This window comes from Novosphingobium sp. KN65.2 (assembly GCF_001368935.1).
Classification (GTDB): domain Bacteria; phylum Pseudomonadota; class Alphaproteobacteria; order Sphingomonadales; family Sphingomonadaceae; genus Novosphingobium; species Novosphingobium mathurense.
The window spans coordinates 1-17,496 of sequence record NZ_CCBH010000223.1 but is presented as its reverse complement, the minus strand read 5'-3'; the positions used below and the strand labels follow the sequence as shown (position 1 = coordinate 17,496).

Here is a 17,496-nt window from a genome sequence, read left to right as displayed (position 1 = left end):
GCCTTCTTGTAACGGTTCATTTTGCCCGTCAGGTCGATATTTTCGGCGATCCGATGCCCGCTCTCTCTCCTTGCATAGGCTACACCGGGATCACTGATCGGGATTGCTTTGTGCGTCCCTCGAAATCAGAGGAGGTATTATGCAAAACATGGGCGGAGCGGGGGAAGCTTGTCCCTTTGAATTCAATTTCGACGCAACGACCTTCAAGGCCGGCGATACTGTCAGTTACCGGGTAAGCGGGAGTCTTGAAGGTTTCCCTTTTGTGGGTACGCTGGTCGAAGTGCATGACGACTACGTGCTGATTGCAGGTGATGCCCACAATCCTGACACGCTTTATCGCGGCACCCGCGAGAACCGGCCGTTGGTGGACGAAGCGCAAGTCTAATCACGTGTCTGGGATTTGATCATGACGTCTACTCCGCAAGCATGATGTGCTGGCGGATAATGGTCCAGATCCTGATGTTGCGGTATCCATGACCGTGACCCAGAAGCCGCACACATCCGCGCTTCCGAGCAGGTCTGGAAGCGACTGTCTCCCTGCAGCGCGACAGGCCTGGCAAGGACCGTGTGAGGCCGGTCAAAGGGCTGCTTCATCTTCGGCTGGAGCAGCCCTTTTGCAGGATTGGGCACGATGTTTGCGCCCATGCCCAATCGTGTCGCTCCCGCGGATTCCCTGGTGGTAGGCGGGTGAACAAAGCGTACTATCGAGCTGCGATCGGATCTCCTGCCATGCCGACTCGGGAATTGGAGGCTTGTGATGACATGTCGCATTGAATCGCTGGTCAACGATCCCGCCTGCACTCCGGGGGCCAATCCTGCAGCAAGACGAGAACGGATCTTGAAACTGGTGAAACAGGTGCCGAATGAAGCGAGCACGGTAGCCTTGTTGCACATTTATCATTTCGTCATGGGTATCGCCGTGCAGCACATGAAATCGGGAGGCGTTGACGAAGACAGGCTGAGGAAGGCGATCTCAGCCGACAGGCAGGGCTTTGCCGTGGTCGAGGCCATGCTCGATGGGTTCTCTATCGCGCCGACCACCGTAAATTGGCTCGTTGATCGGGAAGTGACCGCGGGCCGAATGCGAAGTTCCGAAGTGCTTTTGAACCTGAACGCTGCGGCAGCGTCAGTCTTGCGCTAGAAATTAGCGGTGGGCCGGATGTCAGTGAATGTCCATTTGTCCTTGCACTGACGCTGGTCGGCCCAGCCGCTTTTTATGTCCTAGACGGCGTGGAGCCGTTCGACGTTCGCTCGGTCGGCGACCATCTCGATCAACTGATCATGCTCGGCAAGGATACGCTCGATTTCCTGGCGCTTTTCAAAGACGAGCTTGGCAACACCGGCGGTCATGCCGCCTTCATCACCGACACGGCCAAGGACCGCGGCCAGGTCCTTGAGGGTCGCCTCTTCAAGACTGGCATGAAGACCGCCTTTGGAATCGCGAAATGCAACGCACTGACTGGCCATGGGATGCCTCCTTCATGACGTTTGCTGCACGGGCAGCAAACGCAGGCACGGGGCGGATGGTCTGCAATGTTGATGCCCCGCGACCTGCAGCTTGCGCCGTTCCTGGCATGTCGGCAATCGCAAAAGCTGCAAGTGCATGTCCTGTCTCGAAGCGGTACGAGCGCGAAGGCCGAAATTGACCAACTTGCGAGCTTCAGCTTCCCGGCCAAGTGCTGGAACGGCAAGGCTTATGCGCTGCATCGACCCCAGTGCGAGGAGAGGCAGTATCGTCCGCAGATGCTGGTAAGCTTTGAGTTTCCCGCGTGAATTGGAGTCACCTTCATGGCAGGATATTTGCTTGAGGAGGCGAGCCTTCCTGGGAGCGGGGGGTTCGGCTGGGTGCTACCGGGAAGACTCTGCCCGGCCTATGACGGGTGATGCGGTTTGGCGCCAGATGAAAAGAGGCGGAAATTCGTTATTTTGTGCTGCGTTGCCAACTGACGGAGGCAGCCGCCAGCTTGCGGCCAGCCCAAGTTCAGTAACCTGGCCGTAGCCAATTGTTTCCAAGAATCTGGCCGTTCAAGGAGGAAGACTCCCCTGCTCAACTGGTGTTGGACAATGCCGCCAAGCCAACTTCCAGACCCGAGATCAGGTCCGCCTCGGCTTCCAGACCAATCGACATGCGCAGAAGACTGTCGCTGATCCCGGCAATTGCTCTGGCATCAGCTCCCATATCCGCGTGGGTCATGGTTGCCGGATGCGCGACGAGACTTTCAACACCGCCCAATGATTCCGCGAGCGTGAAGCACTGCACGTTGGCAATAAAGCGACGGACGGCCTCGACACCGCCTGTCAGTTCAAAACTCAACATCGCTCCAAAGCCGCGTTGCTGGCGTGCGGCAATTGCATGCCCGGGATGTGAAGAAAGGCCAGGGTAATGGACTGCTGTCACTGCGGGATGTTCTGCAAGGTAGGTCGCAACGGCCATGGCGTTCGCCTGCTGTGTCTGCATGCGCGGAAATAGCGTGCGCAACCCGCGCAAGGTCAGCCAGGAATCGAATGGTGCGCCAGCGGTTCCCACCACATTGGCCCAGTGACGCAATTCCTGCGCCTCACTTGGATCGGCAGCCACGACAGCACCGCCAATGACGTCGGAGTGACCGTTGAGATATTTCGTGGTCGAGTGAACGACATAGTCGGCGCCCAAGGCAATGGGCTGTTGGAGCGCTGGCGACAGAAAGGTATTGTCGACGGCGATGGCGGCCCCGACCTCCTTTGCCTTCGTGACGATGGCGGCGATGTCGACTATGCGCATCAGAGGGTTGCTGGGTGTTTCGATCAAGACGAGGGCCGGCGCATCATCGAGAGCTTCGCTGATTTCAGTTTCATTGGACTGGTCGACGAAGCGGACTGAACAGTGTCCCTGCCATGCGCGCGCTTTCAGCAAGCGCATGGTGCCCCCATAACAATCGTGCGGCGCGAGCACGAGATCATTTGGTCGGAGCCTTCCGATCAGCAGATCCAGCGCCGCCATGCCGCTCGATGTGATAACCGCGCCTGCGCCTCCTTCGAGAGCTGTTAGTGCTTCGGCGAGAAGATCCCTGTTGGGATTACCCGCCCGACCGTAGTCGTACTGCCGCGCCTGATCGTATCGCGCGAACTCATAAGTGCTGGTGAGATAGAGTGGGGGCGCGACTGCGCCAAACGCCGTATCAGCCGCCACGCCTATGGAAGCGGCCAAGGTCTCAGGGCGTAGTGAAAGTTTGGCTCGATCAGTCATGGGTGCAGCATCCTTTGTACAGCATCCTGGCAATACCGGTGGGCATGGTCATTGCCCCGATTTTCGGTGGCAGGGGTGTTGCAGTTTGCGCCAGCTCCACATCAGCCAAGCATCTCGAAAATATCGGTCAGCATGGGGCGCAGGCGGCGAATCTCATCGCGGTGAGCCGTTGACAAGGCATGCAGGAGATCGCGTGCCTTGTCCGTGAGCAGGAGCAGCGAGCGCCTTCGATCATCCTGTGCGACCTGGCGCATGATCAAGCCGAGCATCTCGAGGCGGTCGAGCAATCCCGATGCGCTATGCGGTTTCAGGATCAGACGATCGGCCACGTATCCCACGGTCGCCTGTTCGGGCTGGGCGGCGCGGATGGCAAGCAGGGCCTGATGCTGCTGGGGGGTCAATCCGACGTCGCCAGCCCTTGCTTCACTGAATGCGAGGAACTTTCGGATCTCGTGACGAAACGACGCCAATGCGACATAGTCGGCGTCATTGACGGAACTGCTGCTGCTCTTGCTCATTGCCTTCCCGGGATTGAAATATATCGTAGTGCGATATAATGGCGGTTCGCAAACTGCAAGAGGCCAGATCTAGCGATGTCGCTCGCATCCCAAACTCTCGTCGACCGCCATCGGTTGGCAGATCACACTGCCGACAGGCGTATGCTGCTCCTGGCCGGGATGGCCTTGGTCGTGGGGACAGGAGGTGCACTGGGCGCATGGATGCTGATCAAACTGATCGCTCTGGCGACCAATCTTTTCTGGTTTGGCCGTTTGTCTGCCGAAGATGCCGTGATTACCGATGCTTCCGTTGGTGTCCTGGTCGTCGCCATTCCGATCATCGGTAGTGTCATTGTTGGCCTCATGGCCCGCTTTGGATCCGAAAAGATCCGCGGGCACGGTATCCCTGAGGCAATCGAAACGATCTTGTTCGGAGAGAGTCGCCTTTCCTTGAAAGTCGCTATTCTCAAACCTTTGTCGTCCGCGATTTCTATCGGCAGTGGCGGACCGTTCGGCGCCGAAGGGCCCATCATAATGACGGGTGGTGCCATCGGCTCGCTCTTTGCCCAATGCTGTCATCTGAGCGCAGCGGAACGAAAGACATTGCTCGTCGCGGCGCGGCTGCCGGCATGACCGGCATCTTCGGTACACCGCTCGCCGCCATTCTGCTGGCTATCGAGGTGCTTCTGTTTGAATGGAAGCCACGCAGCTTCGTACCGGTCGTCGTCGCAACCATGATGTCGTATGCCTTACGGCCCTATCTTGTCGATTCCGGCCCGATGTTTGCCACGTTCATCCCATTGCCCCAATCGCCCTGGGCGCTGCCAACGTCTGGTTTGATAGGATTGATCGTGGGTCTTGAAGCCATGGTGCTGTCGACCTCGCTCTATCGGATCGAAGACCTGTTCCACAAATTGCCGGTGCACTGGATGTGGTGGCCGGCGATTGGCGCAATCACAGTTGGTCTGGGCGGCATGATCGATGCGCATGTCCTTGGCGCAGGCTATGCAAGCATCGCGGCGTTGCTTGATGGTTCGCTGTCGCTCAAAGTCGCGCTGGCGCTCCTGGTCGTGAAGGCGATCGTTTGGCTGGTCGCATTGGGCTCGGGCACGTCCGGAGGTGTATTGGCGCCGCTACTCATCCTGGGCGGGGCTGCAGGTTTTCTCGTTGGCCAATTGCTTGGAGCCGATGCCGGTTTCTGGGCTATGATTGGTATGGCAGGTATCATGAGCGGGGCGATGCGTGCCCCTCTCACAGGAGCCATTTTCGCCGCCGAATTGACGGGTCAATTCGATGCATTACCTCATACCATAATCGCTGCAGGTTCGGCTTACGCCGTTAGTGTCCTGCTTATGCGCCGTTCGATCCTTACGGAAAAGATTGCCCGGCGAGGCAGACACATCTTGCAGGAATATACGATTGATACCCTTGACCTTGGCCAGGCGGATCAATTGATGACCCGCGCCCCCCACACCTTGCCGGGTTCTCTCACGATCGCGGAAGCTGTTGCCTTCTTTGTGAGCGAGGCTCGGTACCGCAGCTATCCGGTTATCGATGCGCACGGGCGATTGCTTGGCATGGTGTCGCGGGCCGATGCGCTTCGCTGGCAAAGCGAGGGGACGCTGGCACCAGCAACGCTTGCCGATACGGTTTCCGATGCGGCGCAGCCTGTGGCCTACCCGGACACCACCGGCGGTATCGTCGCCGACCTCATCATCGAGACTGGAATCGGGCGGATTCCTGTAGTGGAGCGACAGACTCATAAGGTGATGGGAATCGTGTCGCGCCAGGATCTGCTCAAGGCAAGGAATGCCAATCGGCTTGCCGAAATCGAACGCGACCGGTTCATCGGCGGGGCATCGAAGGCGTGAGGTTTTGTCTGAGGCAAAGGGTTCCACAAGTCTCCGCTACATCGCAAAGGGGGCATTCTTTCTGGCCTCATGCAGATATTCATTTGACCATTCGATATCGGCTCGCTTCTCGTCGGTTAACGCCTTGAGGTCGCCGTGCAGGACATCATCACGGATCCGGGGCAGCAAGTGTTCTAGCCTGCGCACCATCTGAGTTTGCTCGAGATTAAAAAACGTCAAGCGTTCCAAGGGCTCGGACAGGGCCATGGTCTCTTTGAAGAAGGTATCCGTTTTTTGGGAAGGATAGCCTCCCAGACTCTGGATATGCCGTCCCAGCAATCCGCACCATTGGGCCGCGTGGTCGTGAATGCCGACCATCAAGCGGTGATATCCCGCCGTTTCCTGCAACTGGCTGCTGGCGAGCGCAATGCGTGAACATGCTCGTTCCACTTCCAGCAATCCATTGAGCACATCGAGGATTTCGTATCTTTGCGCGTAGCCCATGTAGGCGTCGCTCGCCTCATCGGCGTAGCAGACGGGAGAGGCAGGCTTCTCGGTCATGGTCCTATTCAACCAGACTTGGTTATGTCCGCCAAGGATTGTTCGTTAAGGACTGCAAGAAACGCGTCTAGCGCCCGATCGAGATGGCGAGGAAGAGTGCATCTGCGCGAGAGACGGCATTCACTACACCTGACCATTTCGCAGTGAGGTTCCATCGCTGCCACCACATCGCCGATGCGGATGTCATGAGCCTCGCGTGCAAGGCGAATACCTCCACCCCGGCCGCGTGTGGCATCAATGAAGCCTGCATGAGCGAGATCGTTGGCGATCTTCATCAGATGGGTGCGCGGAATATCCTGGTCACGGGCCACGTCGGCTATCGTAGCGCGCTGATCGCCTATGTCCGCAAGTCGGATCAGCAGACGTAGGGCCAAATCAGTGTGCCGGGTCAATTGCATCGCGCAACTTTCCTACATCCGAAATTGTTTGGGCTGTTTGATGCAGATCAAATGCATCTTCAGAGCCGGCGCCTAAGTGGAGTTTGAAAGTCAGCTTTTGAGGTGATCCATGTATTGCGTGCAATGTGAGCAATCGAACAAGGGTGGATGCGCGACCAAAGTCGGATCCTGTGGCAAGACCGCCGACGTCGCGGACATGCAGGATATTCTCCTGCGATTGATGCTCGGTGTCTCGGTCTACGCTGATCGCGCCGCTCGCCTTGGTGCTCGCGATCCCGAAGTGGACGCCTTCACGCCATATGCCTGGTTCACGACCCTGACCAATGTCAATTTTGATCAAAGCCGGTTCACAGTGTTGATCGCTCGCGCGCTGGACATGCGGGAAAAAGCGAAGGCTTGCGCGCAAGCAGTGGATGCTGATCTGTCAGAACTTCCCGAACCCGCCACCTGGAATCCCGGCTTGACGCAAAGCGAACTGGTGGCTGCCGCACCGTTCGCTGCAATTCAGCGTTTTATGGATCGCGATGGCCCTTCAATCGTCGGTCTGCGCAATCTTATCCTTTATGGCCTGAAGGGCACGGCAGCCTATAGCGAACATGCTCGCGTCCTTGGCAAGGAAGAGGCTACAATCCATGCCGAGTTCCATCGAATTTGCGCCTTCCTGGGCGGAGACCCGACCGACACTGAGGCCCTTCTCGCTGAAGCCTTGGCGATCGGTGCACTCAATCTCAAGGTCATGGAACTGCTGGATGGCGCGAACACCACCCGCTTTGGTCACCCCGAAGTCACCATGGTGCGCATGACCCCGATTGCCGGTAAGGCCATCCTGGTATCGGGACACGACATGGGGGACCTTGAAGCGATCCTGCAGCAGAGCGAGGGACAAGGCATCAATGTCTACACGCACGGAGAACTCCTGCCGGCAAATGCCTATCCGGGGCTCAAGAAGTACAAACACCTCGTCGGCAATTACGGCGGTGCCTGGCAGGACCAGCAAAAGGACTTCGCGGCCTTTCCGGGGGCCATCGTGATGACATCCAATTGCCTGATCAATCCAGAGATCAGAGGGTATCAGGATCGTATCTTTACGGCCGGCCCGGTAGGCTGGAATGGGCTGCCTCACATCGAAAACCACGCCTTTGCGCCAGCGATTGCGTGTGCACTGGCCCTGCCAGGTTTTGCAGAAGACGCGCCCGAAGAGCGGATTCCCGCTGGTTTTGCCCGCAACACCGTGATGGGCGTGGCCGAAAAGCTGCTCGACATGATCAAGCAAGGCGACGTCAAGAACCTCTTCCTGATCGGCGGCTGCGATGGCGCACGACCGGGACGCAATTACTTCCATGACCTGGCTGTTGCCACTCCGCAGGACAGTCTAATCCTGACCTTGGGCTGCGGGAAATTCCGATTCAACAGGGAAGAGCTCGGCACCATCAATGGCATTCCACGCGTTCTGGACATGGGCCAATGCAACGATGCTTACTCGGCGATCCAGGTTGCGGTGGCCGTGGCTGGTGCCTTGGGATGCGATGTGAACGACTTGCCGCTGCATTACGGCATTAGCTGGTTTGAGCAAAAGGCGACTGCCGTCTTGTTGACCATGCTGCACCTCGGACTGAAGAAGATCCATCTCGGGCCGACACTGCCTCAGTTTCTCACTCCAGAGGTGCTGGGCATTCTGGTGGAAAATTTTGACATACGCCCGACCGGCGATGTCAGGGAAGATCTTGCAAGGATGCTTGAAGCAGCCTGACACCATGTTGCTTTCCAATGGATAACGAGCTTGCGCATAGGTTCGTGAATGTCATTGGAGCGCTTCCCTCCGCGCGGCCCCTATTTCCGCGCGGAGGGACTTTTTGTTTTCCAAGCCTGTCAGAAGCTTAGGATATCCTGTTCGTCTACGTCTTGGCGTGAAGCCTATTCGGGTCGCGGCCTGGCTCTGAACTTGGCCACCATGTCGCGGATCGTGAGCGAGGTATCCACCGCCGTATAGACCCGCATCGGTCTCCCGCCCGGGTTATCTTCATAGTGCCCGTCCGCGGTCAGACGCGGCGTGGGCATGAGCCTGTAGTGGCTTGACGCGGGATCGGGCTGGATCGGCGTCATCAGCGCGGTCAGCGTCACCAGCGGGCTGTCGCCAAGCACATAAACCTCGTTGGACGGCCTAGAGGGGAATCCCGGAATTTTCGCCAGCGCCGCTTCCATATTATCGATATCCCGCTTGAGATAGCGGGCCAGCGGCCTCGTCATCGCCAGTTCGTTGAGCTCTGCCATGGAGTACAGCACCTGGCGATAGACGTCGCGCGGTACCTGCCAGATCTCGATATCGGACTCGTTGAAGATGATCTGGGCGGCCAGGGCATCGACAGCGAAGTTGAATTCGGCTTCGTCGGGACCGGGAGGCGGATAGGCAAGCCCGGGATGTTCGCGTCCGCCGATCCAGACGAGTTTCAGGCGGCGGTCGATCTTCGGTTCGGCAAGCCAGGCGAGGGCGAGCTCGGTGAGGCTGGCCCCTGCTGCGAAGAACAGCGGCACCTCGGTGTCCTCGCGCATCGCTTCGCGCACGATGCCAGCGCTTGCCGGGCTGGGCTTCCAGTCGGACCGCGATGCGATCGGCAGTTCCGCCCCCGCAACGACCGGGGCTTCTGCGCAAGCTTCATGACCTCCATCAGCTCCTGCGCCTTGGCTGCACCGGCTGCAGCCGAAGCTGGGCCGCCGAATTTGACGCGCAAGTGCGAAGAGACGACCAGCGGGATAATGGTCAACTCGCGTTCAGGGCTGACCGATGCAGGCATCGAAGCGATCGTCGAAGGACCAGAGCCAGGCTATTCGGCGCTCGGTAACGTCAGGCAGGCCGAGCATGTCGCCGTCGAGCCAGAGCTGGTTCCTCTACTCGTACAAACCTTCAATCAGGTCCCTGACCCTCGAGATAGGAGAATATGTTGCTGCCTGGCAGTAAACGGTCGCGAAAGGTTCACCAGAGTTGGGAACCGGCAGCCTGGATGGACGGCATCCTACTTCGTGATACCGTCCATCTGGGATATTCCTCAGGCAGCGAGCAGTTCGTCGGCCGGACCAAAGAACTCATAATGAATGCGGTCAGATGGGACACCAGCAAGTGACAGCGTCGAGACCGCATGGCGCAGAAACGGGCGCGGTCCGCAAATATAGTAATCGGCATCGCGCACCGGAGTACTGGCAACGAGCCATTCATCTGTGATGATCCCGGACTCGTCATAGTCGAGGCCTTTGACTTCATCGTTCAATGGCGTCTGGTGAAAATCAATGACCTGAACGGCCTTGGCCTTGCCAGCCAAGGCGCGAGTGTGATCGCGCATCGCGTGTGTGTCGCGATCGTGTGTCCCATGGATATACTGCACTGGGATGTCGGCTCCGCGTTCCACAAGGGTTTCAAGCATGGCCACCATCGGGGTCAGGCCCACGCCGCCGGACAGCAGTACAATTGGACGATCAAAATGATCCCTGAGGAAAAACTCCCCAGCAGGTGCGGCCACTTTCAGGGTTGTTCCCTCCTTGGCTTCGTCATGCAACCATCCCGAGGCCAGCCCGTGTGGCTCACGTTTGACCGAAATGCGGTAGGTCTCACCATTGGGCGCAGCTGAAATCGAATAGTTGCGCTTGACCGGCGGGTGTCCGGGAATCTCGAGCCAGAATGTCAGATATTGTCCGGATTTGTGATGCATGACAGGTCCGCCATCGACTGGGCGCAGAATGAAAGAGTTGATGACACTACTTTCGCGTACGATCTCCTCGACACGAAAATCGCGCCAGCCGTTCCATCCACCGGTCGTGTCCTTCTGCTCCGTGTAGATCCGATCTTCCCTTGCGATCAGAATGTTGGCGAGGAACCAATAGGCCTCCCCCCATGCCGCGAGAATTTCGCCGGTAGCGGCATCCCCAAGAACGGCCTTGATCGCACCGAGGAGAGCCTCGGCAACATGCGGATAGTGTTCCGGCAAGATCTGCAGGCCGACGTGCTTCTGCGCGATCCGCTCCACGGCCGGTGCAAGAGCGCCAAGGTTTTCGATATTGCTGGCATAGGCGAGGATGGCGCCCGTAAGTGCGCGCGGCTGCGAACCGGCATCGCCATGATGGGACTGGTTGAAAAGATCACGAATGTCCGGATTCTGGAACATCCTGGAATACATTTCATGCACGATATCAAGACCGTGAGCTTCCAATGCGGGGACTGTCGCCTTGACGAGGGCAACGGTTTGTTCGCTGAGCGGCTGTGACATCAATATCTCCTGCACTTGATGGGTGAAATTGTGGCTGGTGTTTTCGCAAATTAGATCGCAGGTAGCTGATTGTAGAAATCAACTTGCATCCTCATGATCCCGAGGGGGGTCACGAAATGCGGTTGCCCGGGGAGGATCAAGCCTGGTCTTTCAGGGGCGAGAACTATTTCCGACAATGGGTCGAGATAGGTCAGCTTAAGTTCGCCTTCGAGAACCCGGATGACCCCCCAAACACCCACCTTGGTGTCGTGCTTGGTGCGCAAGGCTGCGGGCAGTGTATCCTGGTCGAAGATCGGTGTGGAACGATAGGGAGAGATATCGCCCATGGTCAGGCGGCCGCGCGCGTATCGGCGGCATGCTCGGGATAGCGGGCCGGCAAGCCGACAGGTTCTAGACCTGCCAGTTGACTTGCAAAACCATGATTGATGTCGCGGTGATGGGCTTCATCAGCGCGCACCACGAGCACAACATCGCGTAGAGTCGCACTGTCCGGCAGTTTCCAGTAGCGCCGGGCGATCTCTGGGGCCGGCAAGTTCGGACTGCGCCCTTCATCGATTTCCTTGAGGTAAAGGGTATAGCTTATGACGGCTTCTTCTTCGAAGTAGCCGACGAGGCGGTGGGCGGTCCGGGCGCTCACCAGATAGAGTGCAAAGAAGCTCAGGTAGATTACCCACTGCACGGCCAGGATGACGAGGCGCTCGAACAGCGTTGGTTGAGCGACCTCGATGAAGGTCATGAGGTGCATGCGCTCGTTTTCCGCTTCTTCCATAAGGGTGCGGATCCAGCCCGCGTCATCGCACATCCGCCTGAGGCATTTGAGATGATTGATGGTAGCTCCGACCATACCGGGCACCGCGGCTACGGTTTCGAGCACGATCGCTCGGTGTCCATAACGCTTGGCGAAGAAGGTATCCGCGCAAAAGCGCAAAGCTTTTGTAAAGCCGAGAGCAAACTTGTCGCGCAGGTCGCGGGGCGAGTGATGGACCGCAAGATCGACGAAGGGGGTTTCATTCATGGAAAGGCATTCCTTTGGCGAAGGTCCGTCAAATGAGTGGGGCGCGGGGCAGGCTCGCTGTCCAGTCTGAAGAACATGGCGAGTTGCAGGCTTTCTGCGATGCGAGCCGCCTTGGCCTGCAGGGCATGAGCCGCATCTGGCTCCATCAGTTCTTGGGTGGTCTGGTTCCAAAGGCCGAGCCAGCGCTCGAATAGCTGCGGCGAGATCCGATCCCTGTGTTTCATGTGCGCTGGAACCGGCTGCCCCTTGTAGCGGCCGCTCGTCAGCATCACTGACGACCAGAAGGCAGTCAACTTATTGAGATGCTCGGACCAGTCATTGATGGCATCGTTGAAAATGGGCCCAAGTTCGGCGTCAGCGCGCACCCGGGCGTAGAATGCATCAACGAGCCGCGAGAGGCTTGTTTCGTCGAGTTTTGCGGTGCTGTCCACGACTCACTCCAATCATGCATTGAAGATGCATCTATATCTGGGATTTGAAACATGCAAGGAAAATGCATATATGATCGCACAGACAATCGTGCGTGGCGGAGGCCCACTTGAAGCTCACTCGATTCACTGACTATGCGATGCGTACGCTCATGCATCTTGCCGCACATCGCGAGCGCCTGTGTTCGATCGCCGAAGTGGCGCAAGCCTACGGGATTTCGCAGAACCACCTCATGAAAGTGGTGAATGACCTCGTGAGGGAAGGTTACATTGAAGGTATCCGAGGGCGCGGCGGCGGGATAAGGCTCGGTATGCCTGCATCGCAGATCAACCTTGGTATCCTGGTGCGTCATACCGAAGGAGGGTTTGACCTTGTCGACTGTGGGAGTTGCATCATATCGCCGGCCTGTCGCTTGACCGGCATCCTCAAGGATGCGCTCGCCGCATTTCTCGCAGTTCTGGATCGCTATACGTTGGCCGACTTGATGGCCAAACCTGAGGATTTCGATGCAATATTCGGCATCGACAGGGCGGCTCCCGCTGAGACCAGTTCTTCGCCGCACTAGGCTGAGCTTTCCAGAAGCGGGGTTCGATGTAAGGCTTTAGGGAACCCCCAAATACACGAAGGCGGTCATCGACCCTTACCAGTCGCTCAGCCTCGGAATTCCACTCCTCAGGTGCAGACGGGCCGCTTCTCCGTCCTGCATGCGCAAATCTGGCCAGGAGAGGAATGACCGCTATATACTCATGGCCTATCCGCAGCTGCCAACTAAACCGCCTTTCGGCCCGCTTGAGTACCGTTTGTCTTCAATTTGATCAGGTGGCGGGATCGTGAGGCGCGATGCGCAGTGCCGCCTTTAACGTCCGTTTCGAGGGACAGGTCTAAGGGGCCAACGGTCATCTATTGTGATTTTGGTCAGGCCCGACTTCTTGGTGCTGCTTAGGTTTCTTTTTGCCCAATTTGCATAGGCTTGCTCCCAGTCGCTTCAGCCCACCGTTTTGCCTCGTTAATTGTAACCATTCTGGTCATGTTAAGCTTCAACATTGCACGGCGAACTAAGCCAAATGGGAGAAGCATTTATGATAAGGAAAATCTTGGCTACTTCGGTCGCCGTTCTCGGTTTGAGCACTGCAGTTCACGCACAAGACAGCGATACGACCGAGGATCCCATCGTAGAGGAAGCCAGCAACAACGGCGCAACCGTTGAGCGCGGGACGATCACCGAGCAAGAGGCGGTTGTTGATGAGAACGGTGATCCGGTTCTCGATGAAAATGGTGATCCGGTTTACGAAACAAAATCCGTTGGGACGACCCAGACTGTGACGACCCCCAACGGGATCGTCCACACCATGACCAAGACTGACGGTGAACACGCTGTTGTCGATCACGACCGGTCGGGCATGACCAAGCCGGAACGACCGCAACGCCCAGAAAAGGCTGAGAAGCCCGAAAAGCCAGAGAAGCCGGAAAGGCCCGAGAAGCCGGAAAAGCCGGAAAAGCCTGAGAAGGGCGGACGTCCATAAGTTGAATTACAACGATTAAAGTTTCACCGCGCGAGTGTGGTTGCGCAGTCGCGCGGTGCAATTGAATAACAAACAGGGACGAAAGAGATGAGGGACAATAAAAGAAGCCTCACCGCGTTGGCGGCGGTTCTCGTAACATTTTTGGCCGCAAATCCGGCTGAGGCTGACGATTACATTCAGGTGAACACGGGTATCGACTACTCCTCCGGCGATTATGGAGACGTCGTCGATACGGACTTTCTGGCTGTCCCACTGGGCATCAAATACCAAGCCGACAAGTTCTATCTCAAGGCCTCGATTTCGTATCTTGATGTAAAAGGACCCTCGGGCGTCATTCCGGGTGACGGTGGTGTCAGTTCGCCAGGTGGAACAGTTACCTCGCGCAGCGGTATCGGCGATCTCTGGCTAACTGGAGGCTACTCGCTTCCGATTGGAGATTCTACGTGGTTCGATGCCGTCGGCAAAGTCAAGCTGCCAACCGCGTCAGAGTCCAAGTCACTTGGGACCGGGAGCACCGACTTTTCTGCTCAGGGCGAACTGCTGCATAGCTTTGGTAACCTCAGCGTAGGTGCGTACGCCGGACGCCGTTTTAATGGAAGCAGCGACCTGTATAACCTCCGGGATGTTTGGCTCGCCGGCGGCGGTGTCTATCTTACCGCAGACACAGTGCTGCTCGGACTCGATTACGACTGGCGCGAAGGCGCTACTTCAACGTCGCCCGACATCAGCGAAGCGACCGCATCACTCACGTACAAGGTGAGCGACTCCCTACGTTTGCAGGGCTACGGCTACACGGGCTTCGCAGATGGGAGTCCCGATCTCGGAGGCGGCCTGCAGATCTTGTATCGCATAGGCAACTGAAATCGGGATTTTGGGGGACCTGGGCCGCCACGCTGACCTAGGTCCCTCTATTTTGCTGCCTTCCAGCGACCCGGTCAGCCCTGGACCGATTGCGCAATGTTGCGCTTGGAAAGGCGTACGCAACATAGCTGCCAGTCGCTGACGCAGATTCGATCAGCGAACCTCGCCCAATTCACGACCTTCAGTTGCCGTGCTGTGGATGACCGTCCGTGCCGAAAGCTGCCACCAGATGACGGAGCTTGTCGGGATTACGAACTATATAGATCGCCGCGATGCGCCCATCGCGCACGTCGAGCGCGGTGGTCTGGAGCACGTCGCCACGATCGATACTGATATAGCCGGGCAGACCGTTGATCGTCGCGGTGCGCAGTAGCGTCGGTACTGACGTGTACTTCCGACGCAGCCCGGCGAACAAGCGAAGCGCTCGCTCGATCCCGCGCACCACATTGCGGAAGGCGATCACCTTACCGCCGCCATCGGAATGTATCTCGACATCGCGCGCCAGCATCGCAGACAGTGCGGCAGCATCACCGTCGCGGGCGGCGGCGAAGAAGGCGCGCGCGATCCGATCGGCCTCGGTTGCCTCCACGGTGAAACGCGGTCGCGCATGCTGTACGTGCCTGCGTGCGCGTGAGGCAAGCTGCCGGACAGCGGCGGGCTCGCGTCCCAATGTTGTCGCGACATCGGTGAGCGCCATGTCGAACACGTCGTGAAGCAGGAAGGCGGCACGCTCCAGGGGGGACAGGCGCTCCATTGCAAGCATCAGTGTGAGCGTCACGTCGTCAGCGATCGTCTCCTCTTCCTCAGTAGTACCCATCAAGGGTTCAGGCAGCCAAGCACCGACATAGGTCTCCCGGCGCACCCGGGCGGACTTGAGCTGATCGAGGCATAAGCGGGTGACAATGCGGGTCAGATAGGCTGCCGGCGTGTCAACGCTCTGCGCCGTTGCCGCCCAACGCAGCCACGCTTCCTGCAGGATATCTTCCGCCTCGCTGAGAGAGCCAAGCATCCGATAGCCGAGACGCAACAGCCTCTGCCGCTCAGCTTCGAAATCGGCGAGACGTTCATCAGCGTGCTGCACGAGTGTCCCCCATAGACAATCCTTGGCTACTGCGCGCGTCATCGCGCCAGGCCCAGAAAGCAAGAGCGGTCGTCAGTATAGCCGGTAAGGTCACAGCAGGAAAATCCTGGGACAGCGCACCTGTCCCACATATGCCGACCGCTACCTCCCAGAGATGGAACAACGCGTGGCCGGAAAGCCAGAGGGCGGCCGCGGACCAAAGGGGAACGCGAGACGCCGGTCGCGCGACGCCAATGAGAATCGCGATCGCTACGAGCAGGAAAATCAAACCGATGTCACGGATGAAATGCTGGTTGAACGGGCCGGTGGTGGTGACGCCGGGCACCGCAAAGTACCAGTTTGCTGGTGAGATCAGCATAAAGACGCCGTTCGCAGCGGACGCGAGACCGAGCACTGTGGCCAGTGCGAGCGGAAGGTTCCGGCTCATGCTGCACTCTCCTGCGACTGAGCGGTGAGCCACTCATCGAAGCGCGTGGGAGCAATCCGTGGATTTTCGCCCGGGACCAGCGTCCGGTCGTCGGCAGGCGCGCCGAAATAGTCGCGTTCGGCGGTAGCGCTGATCCGGCGCGGATCGTCGCGGGTGCCGAGCCAGCGAGCCGCAAACTCGGCTAGCGGTGCGCATTCCGGTCCTGCCGCTTCGATTATGCCACCGGCCGGGGCAGCTGTGGCTATCTGAGCAAGCAGCGCCGAGACATCGGATGCGGCGACCGGCTGGAGCGCGATCGCTGGCAGGTACACGGCGTCGCCCCGTGTATAGCCGTCCGCGATGGTGGACAGGAACTCAAAGAACTGCGTGGCGCGCACGATCGTGTAGGGTACGCCACCGTTGGCGATCAGTTGCTCTTGCGCCAGCTTGGCGCGAAAATAGCCCGATGCCTGAAGGCGATTGGTCCCCACCACCGAAAGTGCGACGATGTGGTGCACGCCTGCGTCGCGTGATGCTTCCAACAAGTTGGTCGTTGTGCCGCGGAAGAAAGCGAGAGCGGCCTGCTCCTCGAACGAGGGGGCATTGCTGACATCGACCACGACGGCGGCATCCGTCAGCGCTTGTGTCAGGCCCGCGCCAGTCAGCGCATTGATGCCTGTGCTCGGTGAAGCAGTGACGACCTCATGGCCCTCGGCCCGCAGCAGTCCGACGAGGGGCCTGCCGATCAGCCCGGTGCCGCCGATGATAACGATCTTCATGTCCATATCTCCGATCCAGGTGTCTGCCTGCATGACGAGATGGCCGCCACCGGTGTGACATGGGACGATAGCTGGACCGAAAAATATCGGTGCCATGATGTCACAATGCGCTGACCTACTTCGTCACGTCAGCGAGCGCCGATACCCGGCGCGGGTGACGAGGAAAGCAGAGCATGACCGATATGAAGCGTTTGAACTGGTCGGAAATCGCCCCCGAAGGCGCGAAGGCCCTGTTCGGACTCCATCATTATGTGACCAAGGCTACGGATCTTCCCGAAGAGTTGATCCATCTGGTGTTCCTGCGGGTGTCGCAGATCAACGGGTGCGCCCATTGCATCGATATGCACGCTCGTGACCTGCTTAAGACCATGGCAATCGACAAGGTCGCGCTGGTCCCTGTCTGGGCTGAGGTGCCGCACCTGTTTTCCGACCAGTATCGAGCAGCGCTGGCCTGGGCCGAGGAAGTGACCAACATCAGTACGACCCATGCTTCGGACAAAGCATATGCGGCTGCTGCCGCCGCCTTTGCTGAAAAGGATTTGGTCGACCTCACGCTAGTTATTGCGGCGATGAACGCGTTCAATCGTCTTGGCGCGCCTGTCCGTCGTCGAGAC

General features: G+C 58.4%; 21 protein-coding genes and 1 pseudogene. 9 read left to right on the top strand and 13 right to left on the bottom strand.

Annotated features, from left to right (window positions below; all coding sequences use genetic code 11):
* Nucleotides 1–139: 139 nt before the first annotated feature.
* Nucleotides 140–385 carry a hypothetical protein gene (locus SPHV1_RS23645; RefSeq protein ID WP_054948448.1) on the top strand — a complete coding sequence of 82 codons (246 nt, stop codon included), beginning with the start codon at nucleotides 140–142 and terminating at the stop codon, nucleotides 383–385.
* A 453-nt stretch (nucleotides 386–838) separates the two neighbouring features.
* Nucleotides 839–1,141, top strand: a complete 303-nt coding sequence (locus tag SPHV1_RS23640; protein WP_156367447.1) for a hypothetical protein — start codon at nucleotides 839–841, stop codon at nucleotides 1,139–1,141.
* Nucleotides 1,142–1,221: 80 nt separating this feature from the next.
* Here SPHV1_RS23640 and SPHV1_RS24700 read toward each other — a convergent pair whose 3' ends face one another.
* Nucleotides 1,222–1,467, bottom strand: coding sequence for a hypothetical protein (locus tag SPHV1_RS24700; RefSeq protein ID WP_079731597.1), 246 nt, complete (start codon nucleotides 1,465–1,467; stop codon nucleotides 1,222–1,224).
* A gap of 66 nt (nucleotides 1,468–1,533) precedes the next feature.
* Between SPHV1_RS24700 and SPHV1_RS23630 the strand changes: the two genes are divergently transcribed.
* The gene (locus SPHV1_RS23630; protein ID WP_054948445.1) at nucleotides 1,534–1,773 is read left to right on the top strand and encodes a hypothetical protein; all 240 of its coding nucleotides are present in this window, start codon (nucleotides 1,534–1,536) and stop codon (nucleotides 1,771–1,773) included.
* 274 nt (nucleotides 1,774–2,047) lie between these two features.
* On the opposite strand, the gene metB is transcribed toward SPHV1_RS23630, so the two are convergent.
* Nucleotides 2,048–3,226 (bottom strand): cystathionine gamma-synthase, encoded by a 1,179-nt coding sequence (gene metB, locus SPHV1_RS23625; protein ID WP_054948444.1) that lies wholly within the window; start codon nucleotides 3,224–3,226, stop codon nucleotides 2,048–2,050.
* A 101-nt stretch (nucleotides 3,227–3,327) separates the two neighbouring features.
* The gene (locus SPHV1_RS23620; protein ID WP_054948443.1) at nucleotides 3,328–3,744 is read right to left on the bottom strand and encodes a MarR family winged helix-turn-helix transcriptional regulator; all 417 of its coding nucleotides are present in this window, start codon (nucleotides 3,742–3,744) and stop codon (nucleotides 3,328–3,330) included.
* Between the two features lie 75 nt (nucleotides 3,745–3,819).
* On the opposite strand from SPHV1_RS23620, the pseudogene SPHV1_RS23615 reads away from it, so the two are divergent.
* Nucleotides 3,820–5,594, top strand: a pseudogene (locus tag SPHV1_RS23615) (chloride channel protein).
* A gap of 36 nt (nucleotides 5,595–5,630) precedes the next feature.
* On the opposite strand, the gene SPHV1_RS23610 reads toward SPHV1_RS23615, so the two are convergent.
* Together SPHV1_RS23610 and SPHV1_RS24695 are read right to left on the bottom strand one after the other, a co-directional pair.
* Nucleotides 5,631–6,134, bottom strand: coding sequence for a DUF6306 domain-containing protein (locus tag SPHV1_RS23610; protein ID WP_054948442.1), 504 nt, complete (start codon nucleotides 6,132–6,134; stop codon nucleotides 5,631–5,633).
* 8 nt (nucleotides 6,135–6,142) lie between these two features.
* Nucleotides 6,143–6,532: an Rrf2 family transcriptional regulator gene (locus SPHV1_RS24695; RefSeq protein WP_082431142.1), complete on the bottom strand. Its 390-nt coding sequence runs from the start codon at nucleotides 6,530–6,532 to the stop codon at nucleotides 6,143–6,145.
* A gap of 109 nt (nucleotides 6,533–6,641) precedes the next feature.
* On the opposite strand from SPHV1_RS24695, the gene hcp reads away from it, so the two are divergent.
* On the top strand, nucleotides 6,642–8,282 hold the full coding sequence (hcp, locus tag SPHV1_RS23600) for a hydroxylamine reductase (RefSeq protein ID WP_054948440.1): 1,641 nt from the start codon (nucleotides 6,642–6,644) through the stop codon (nucleotides 8,280–8,282).
* A 164-nt stretch (nucleotides 8,283–8,446) separates the two neighbouring features.
* On the opposite strand, the gene SPHV1_RS23595 is transcribed toward hcp, so the two are convergent.
* The 5 genes from SPHV1_RS23595 to SPHV1_RS23575 all read right to left on the bottom strand — a co-directional run bounded on the left by SPHV1_RS23595 (nucleotide 8,447) and on the right by SPHV1_RS23575 (nucleotide 12,234).
* Complete coding sequence (locus SPHV1_RS23595) at nucleotides 8,447–9,094, bottom strand: nucleoside hydrolase (RefSeq protein ID WP_054948439.1); 648 nt, start codon at nucleotides 9,092–9,094, stop codon at nucleotides 8,447–8,449.
* A 482-nt stretch (nucleotides 9,095–9,576) separates the two neighbouring features.
* The gene (gene hmpA, locus SPHV1_RS23590; RefSeq protein WP_054948438.1) at nucleotides 9,577–10,788 is read right to left on the bottom strand and encodes an NO-inducible flavohemoprotein; all 1,212 of its coding nucleotides are present in this window, start codon (nucleotides 10,786–10,788) and stop codon (nucleotides 9,577–9,579) included.
* Nucleotides 10,789–10,838: 50 nt separating this feature from the next.
* Nucleotides 10,839–11,114, bottom strand: a complete 276-nt coding sequence (locus SPHV1_RS23585; protein WP_054948437.1) for a DUF1971 domain-containing protein — start codon at nucleotides 11,112–11,114, stop codon at nucleotides 10,839–10,841.
* Nucleotides 11,115–11,116: 2 nt separating this feature from the next.
* Entirely contained in the window at nucleotides 11,117–11,803 is a 687-nt protein-coding gene (locus tag SPHV1_RS23580; protein WP_054948436.1) for an alternative oxidase, read from the bottom strand.
* Nucleotides 11,800–12,234 (bottom strand): group III truncated hemoglobin, encoded by a 435-nt coding sequence (locus SPHV1_RS23575; RefSeq protein ID WP_054948435.1) that lies wholly within the window; start codon nucleotides 12,232–12,234, stop codon nucleotides 11,800–11,802. The genes SPHV1_RS23580 and SPHV1_RS23575 overlap by 4 nt, the downstream gene beginning before the upstream one ends.
* A gap of 107 nt (nucleotides 12,235–12,341) precedes the next feature.
* Here SPHV1_RS23575 and SPHV1_RS23570 point away from each other — a divergent pair, with 107 nt between their 5' ends.
* The 3 genes from SPHV1_RS23570 to SPHV1_RS23560 all read left to right on the top strand — a co-directional run bounded on the left by SPHV1_RS23570 (nucleotide 12,342) and on the right by SPHV1_RS23560 (nucleotide 14,616).
* Nucleotides 12,342–12,797 carry an Rrf2 family transcriptional regulator gene (locus SPHV1_RS23570; RefSeq protein WP_054948450.1) on the top strand — a complete coding sequence of 152 codons (456 nt, stop codon included), beginning with the start codon at nucleotides 12,342–12,344 and terminating at the stop codon, nucleotides 12,795–12,797.
* A 514-nt stretch (nucleotides 12,798–13,311) separates the two neighbouring features.
* Nucleotides 13,312–13,755: a hypothetical protein gene (locus tag SPHV1_RS23565; RefSeq protein WP_054948434.1), complete on the top strand. Its 444-nt coding sequence runs from the start codon at nucleotides 13,312–13,314 to the stop codon at nucleotides 13,753–13,755.
* An 87-nt stretch (nucleotides 13,756–13,842) separates the two neighbouring features.
* The gene (locus tag SPHV1_RS23560; RefSeq protein WP_054948433.1) at nucleotides 13,843–14,616 is read left to right on the top strand and encodes a hypothetical protein; all 774 of its coding nucleotides are present in this window, start codon (nucleotides 13,843–13,845) and stop codon (nucleotides 14,614–14,616) included.
* Nucleotides 14,617–14,797: 181 nt separating this feature from the next.
* Here the strand turns inward: SPHV1_RS23560 and SPHV1_RS23555 are convergent, their stop codons facing one another.
* The 3 genes from SPHV1_RS23555 to SPHV1_RS23545 are packed head-to-tail and all read right to left on the bottom strand — an operon-like array spanning nucleotide 14,798 to nucleotide 16,882.
* Nucleotides 14,798–15,697 (bottom strand): sigma-70 family RNA polymerase sigma factor, encoded by a 900-nt coding sequence (locus tag SPHV1_RS23555; protein WP_255352314.1) that lies wholly within the window; start codon nucleotides 15,695–15,697, stop codon nucleotides 14,798–14,800.
* A complete protein-coding gene (locus tag SPHV1_RS23550; RefSeq protein ID WP_054948431.1) occupies nucleotides 15,684–16,124 on the bottom strand; it encodes a hypothetical protein in 441 nt (146 codons plus the stop codon). The genes SPHV1_RS23555 and SPHV1_RS23550 overlap by 14 nt, the downstream gene beginning before the upstream one ends.
* Nucleotides 16,121–16,882, bottom strand: a complete 762-nt coding sequence (locus SPHV1_RS23545) for an SDR family oxidoreductase (protein WP_054948449.1) — start codon at nucleotides 16,880–16,882, stop codon at nucleotides 16,121–16,123. Before SPHV1_RS23545 ends, SPHV1_RS23550 begins: the two co-directional genes overlap by 4 nt.
* 173 nt (nucleotides 16,883–17,055) lie before the next feature.
* Here SPHV1_RS23545 and SPHV1_RS23540 point away from each other — a divergent pair.
* Nucleotides 17,056–17,496 (top strand): carboxymuconolactone decarboxylase family protein (locus SPHV1_RS23540; protein ID WP_231634840.1); only part of this gene is annotated, 441 nt, incomplete at its 3' end.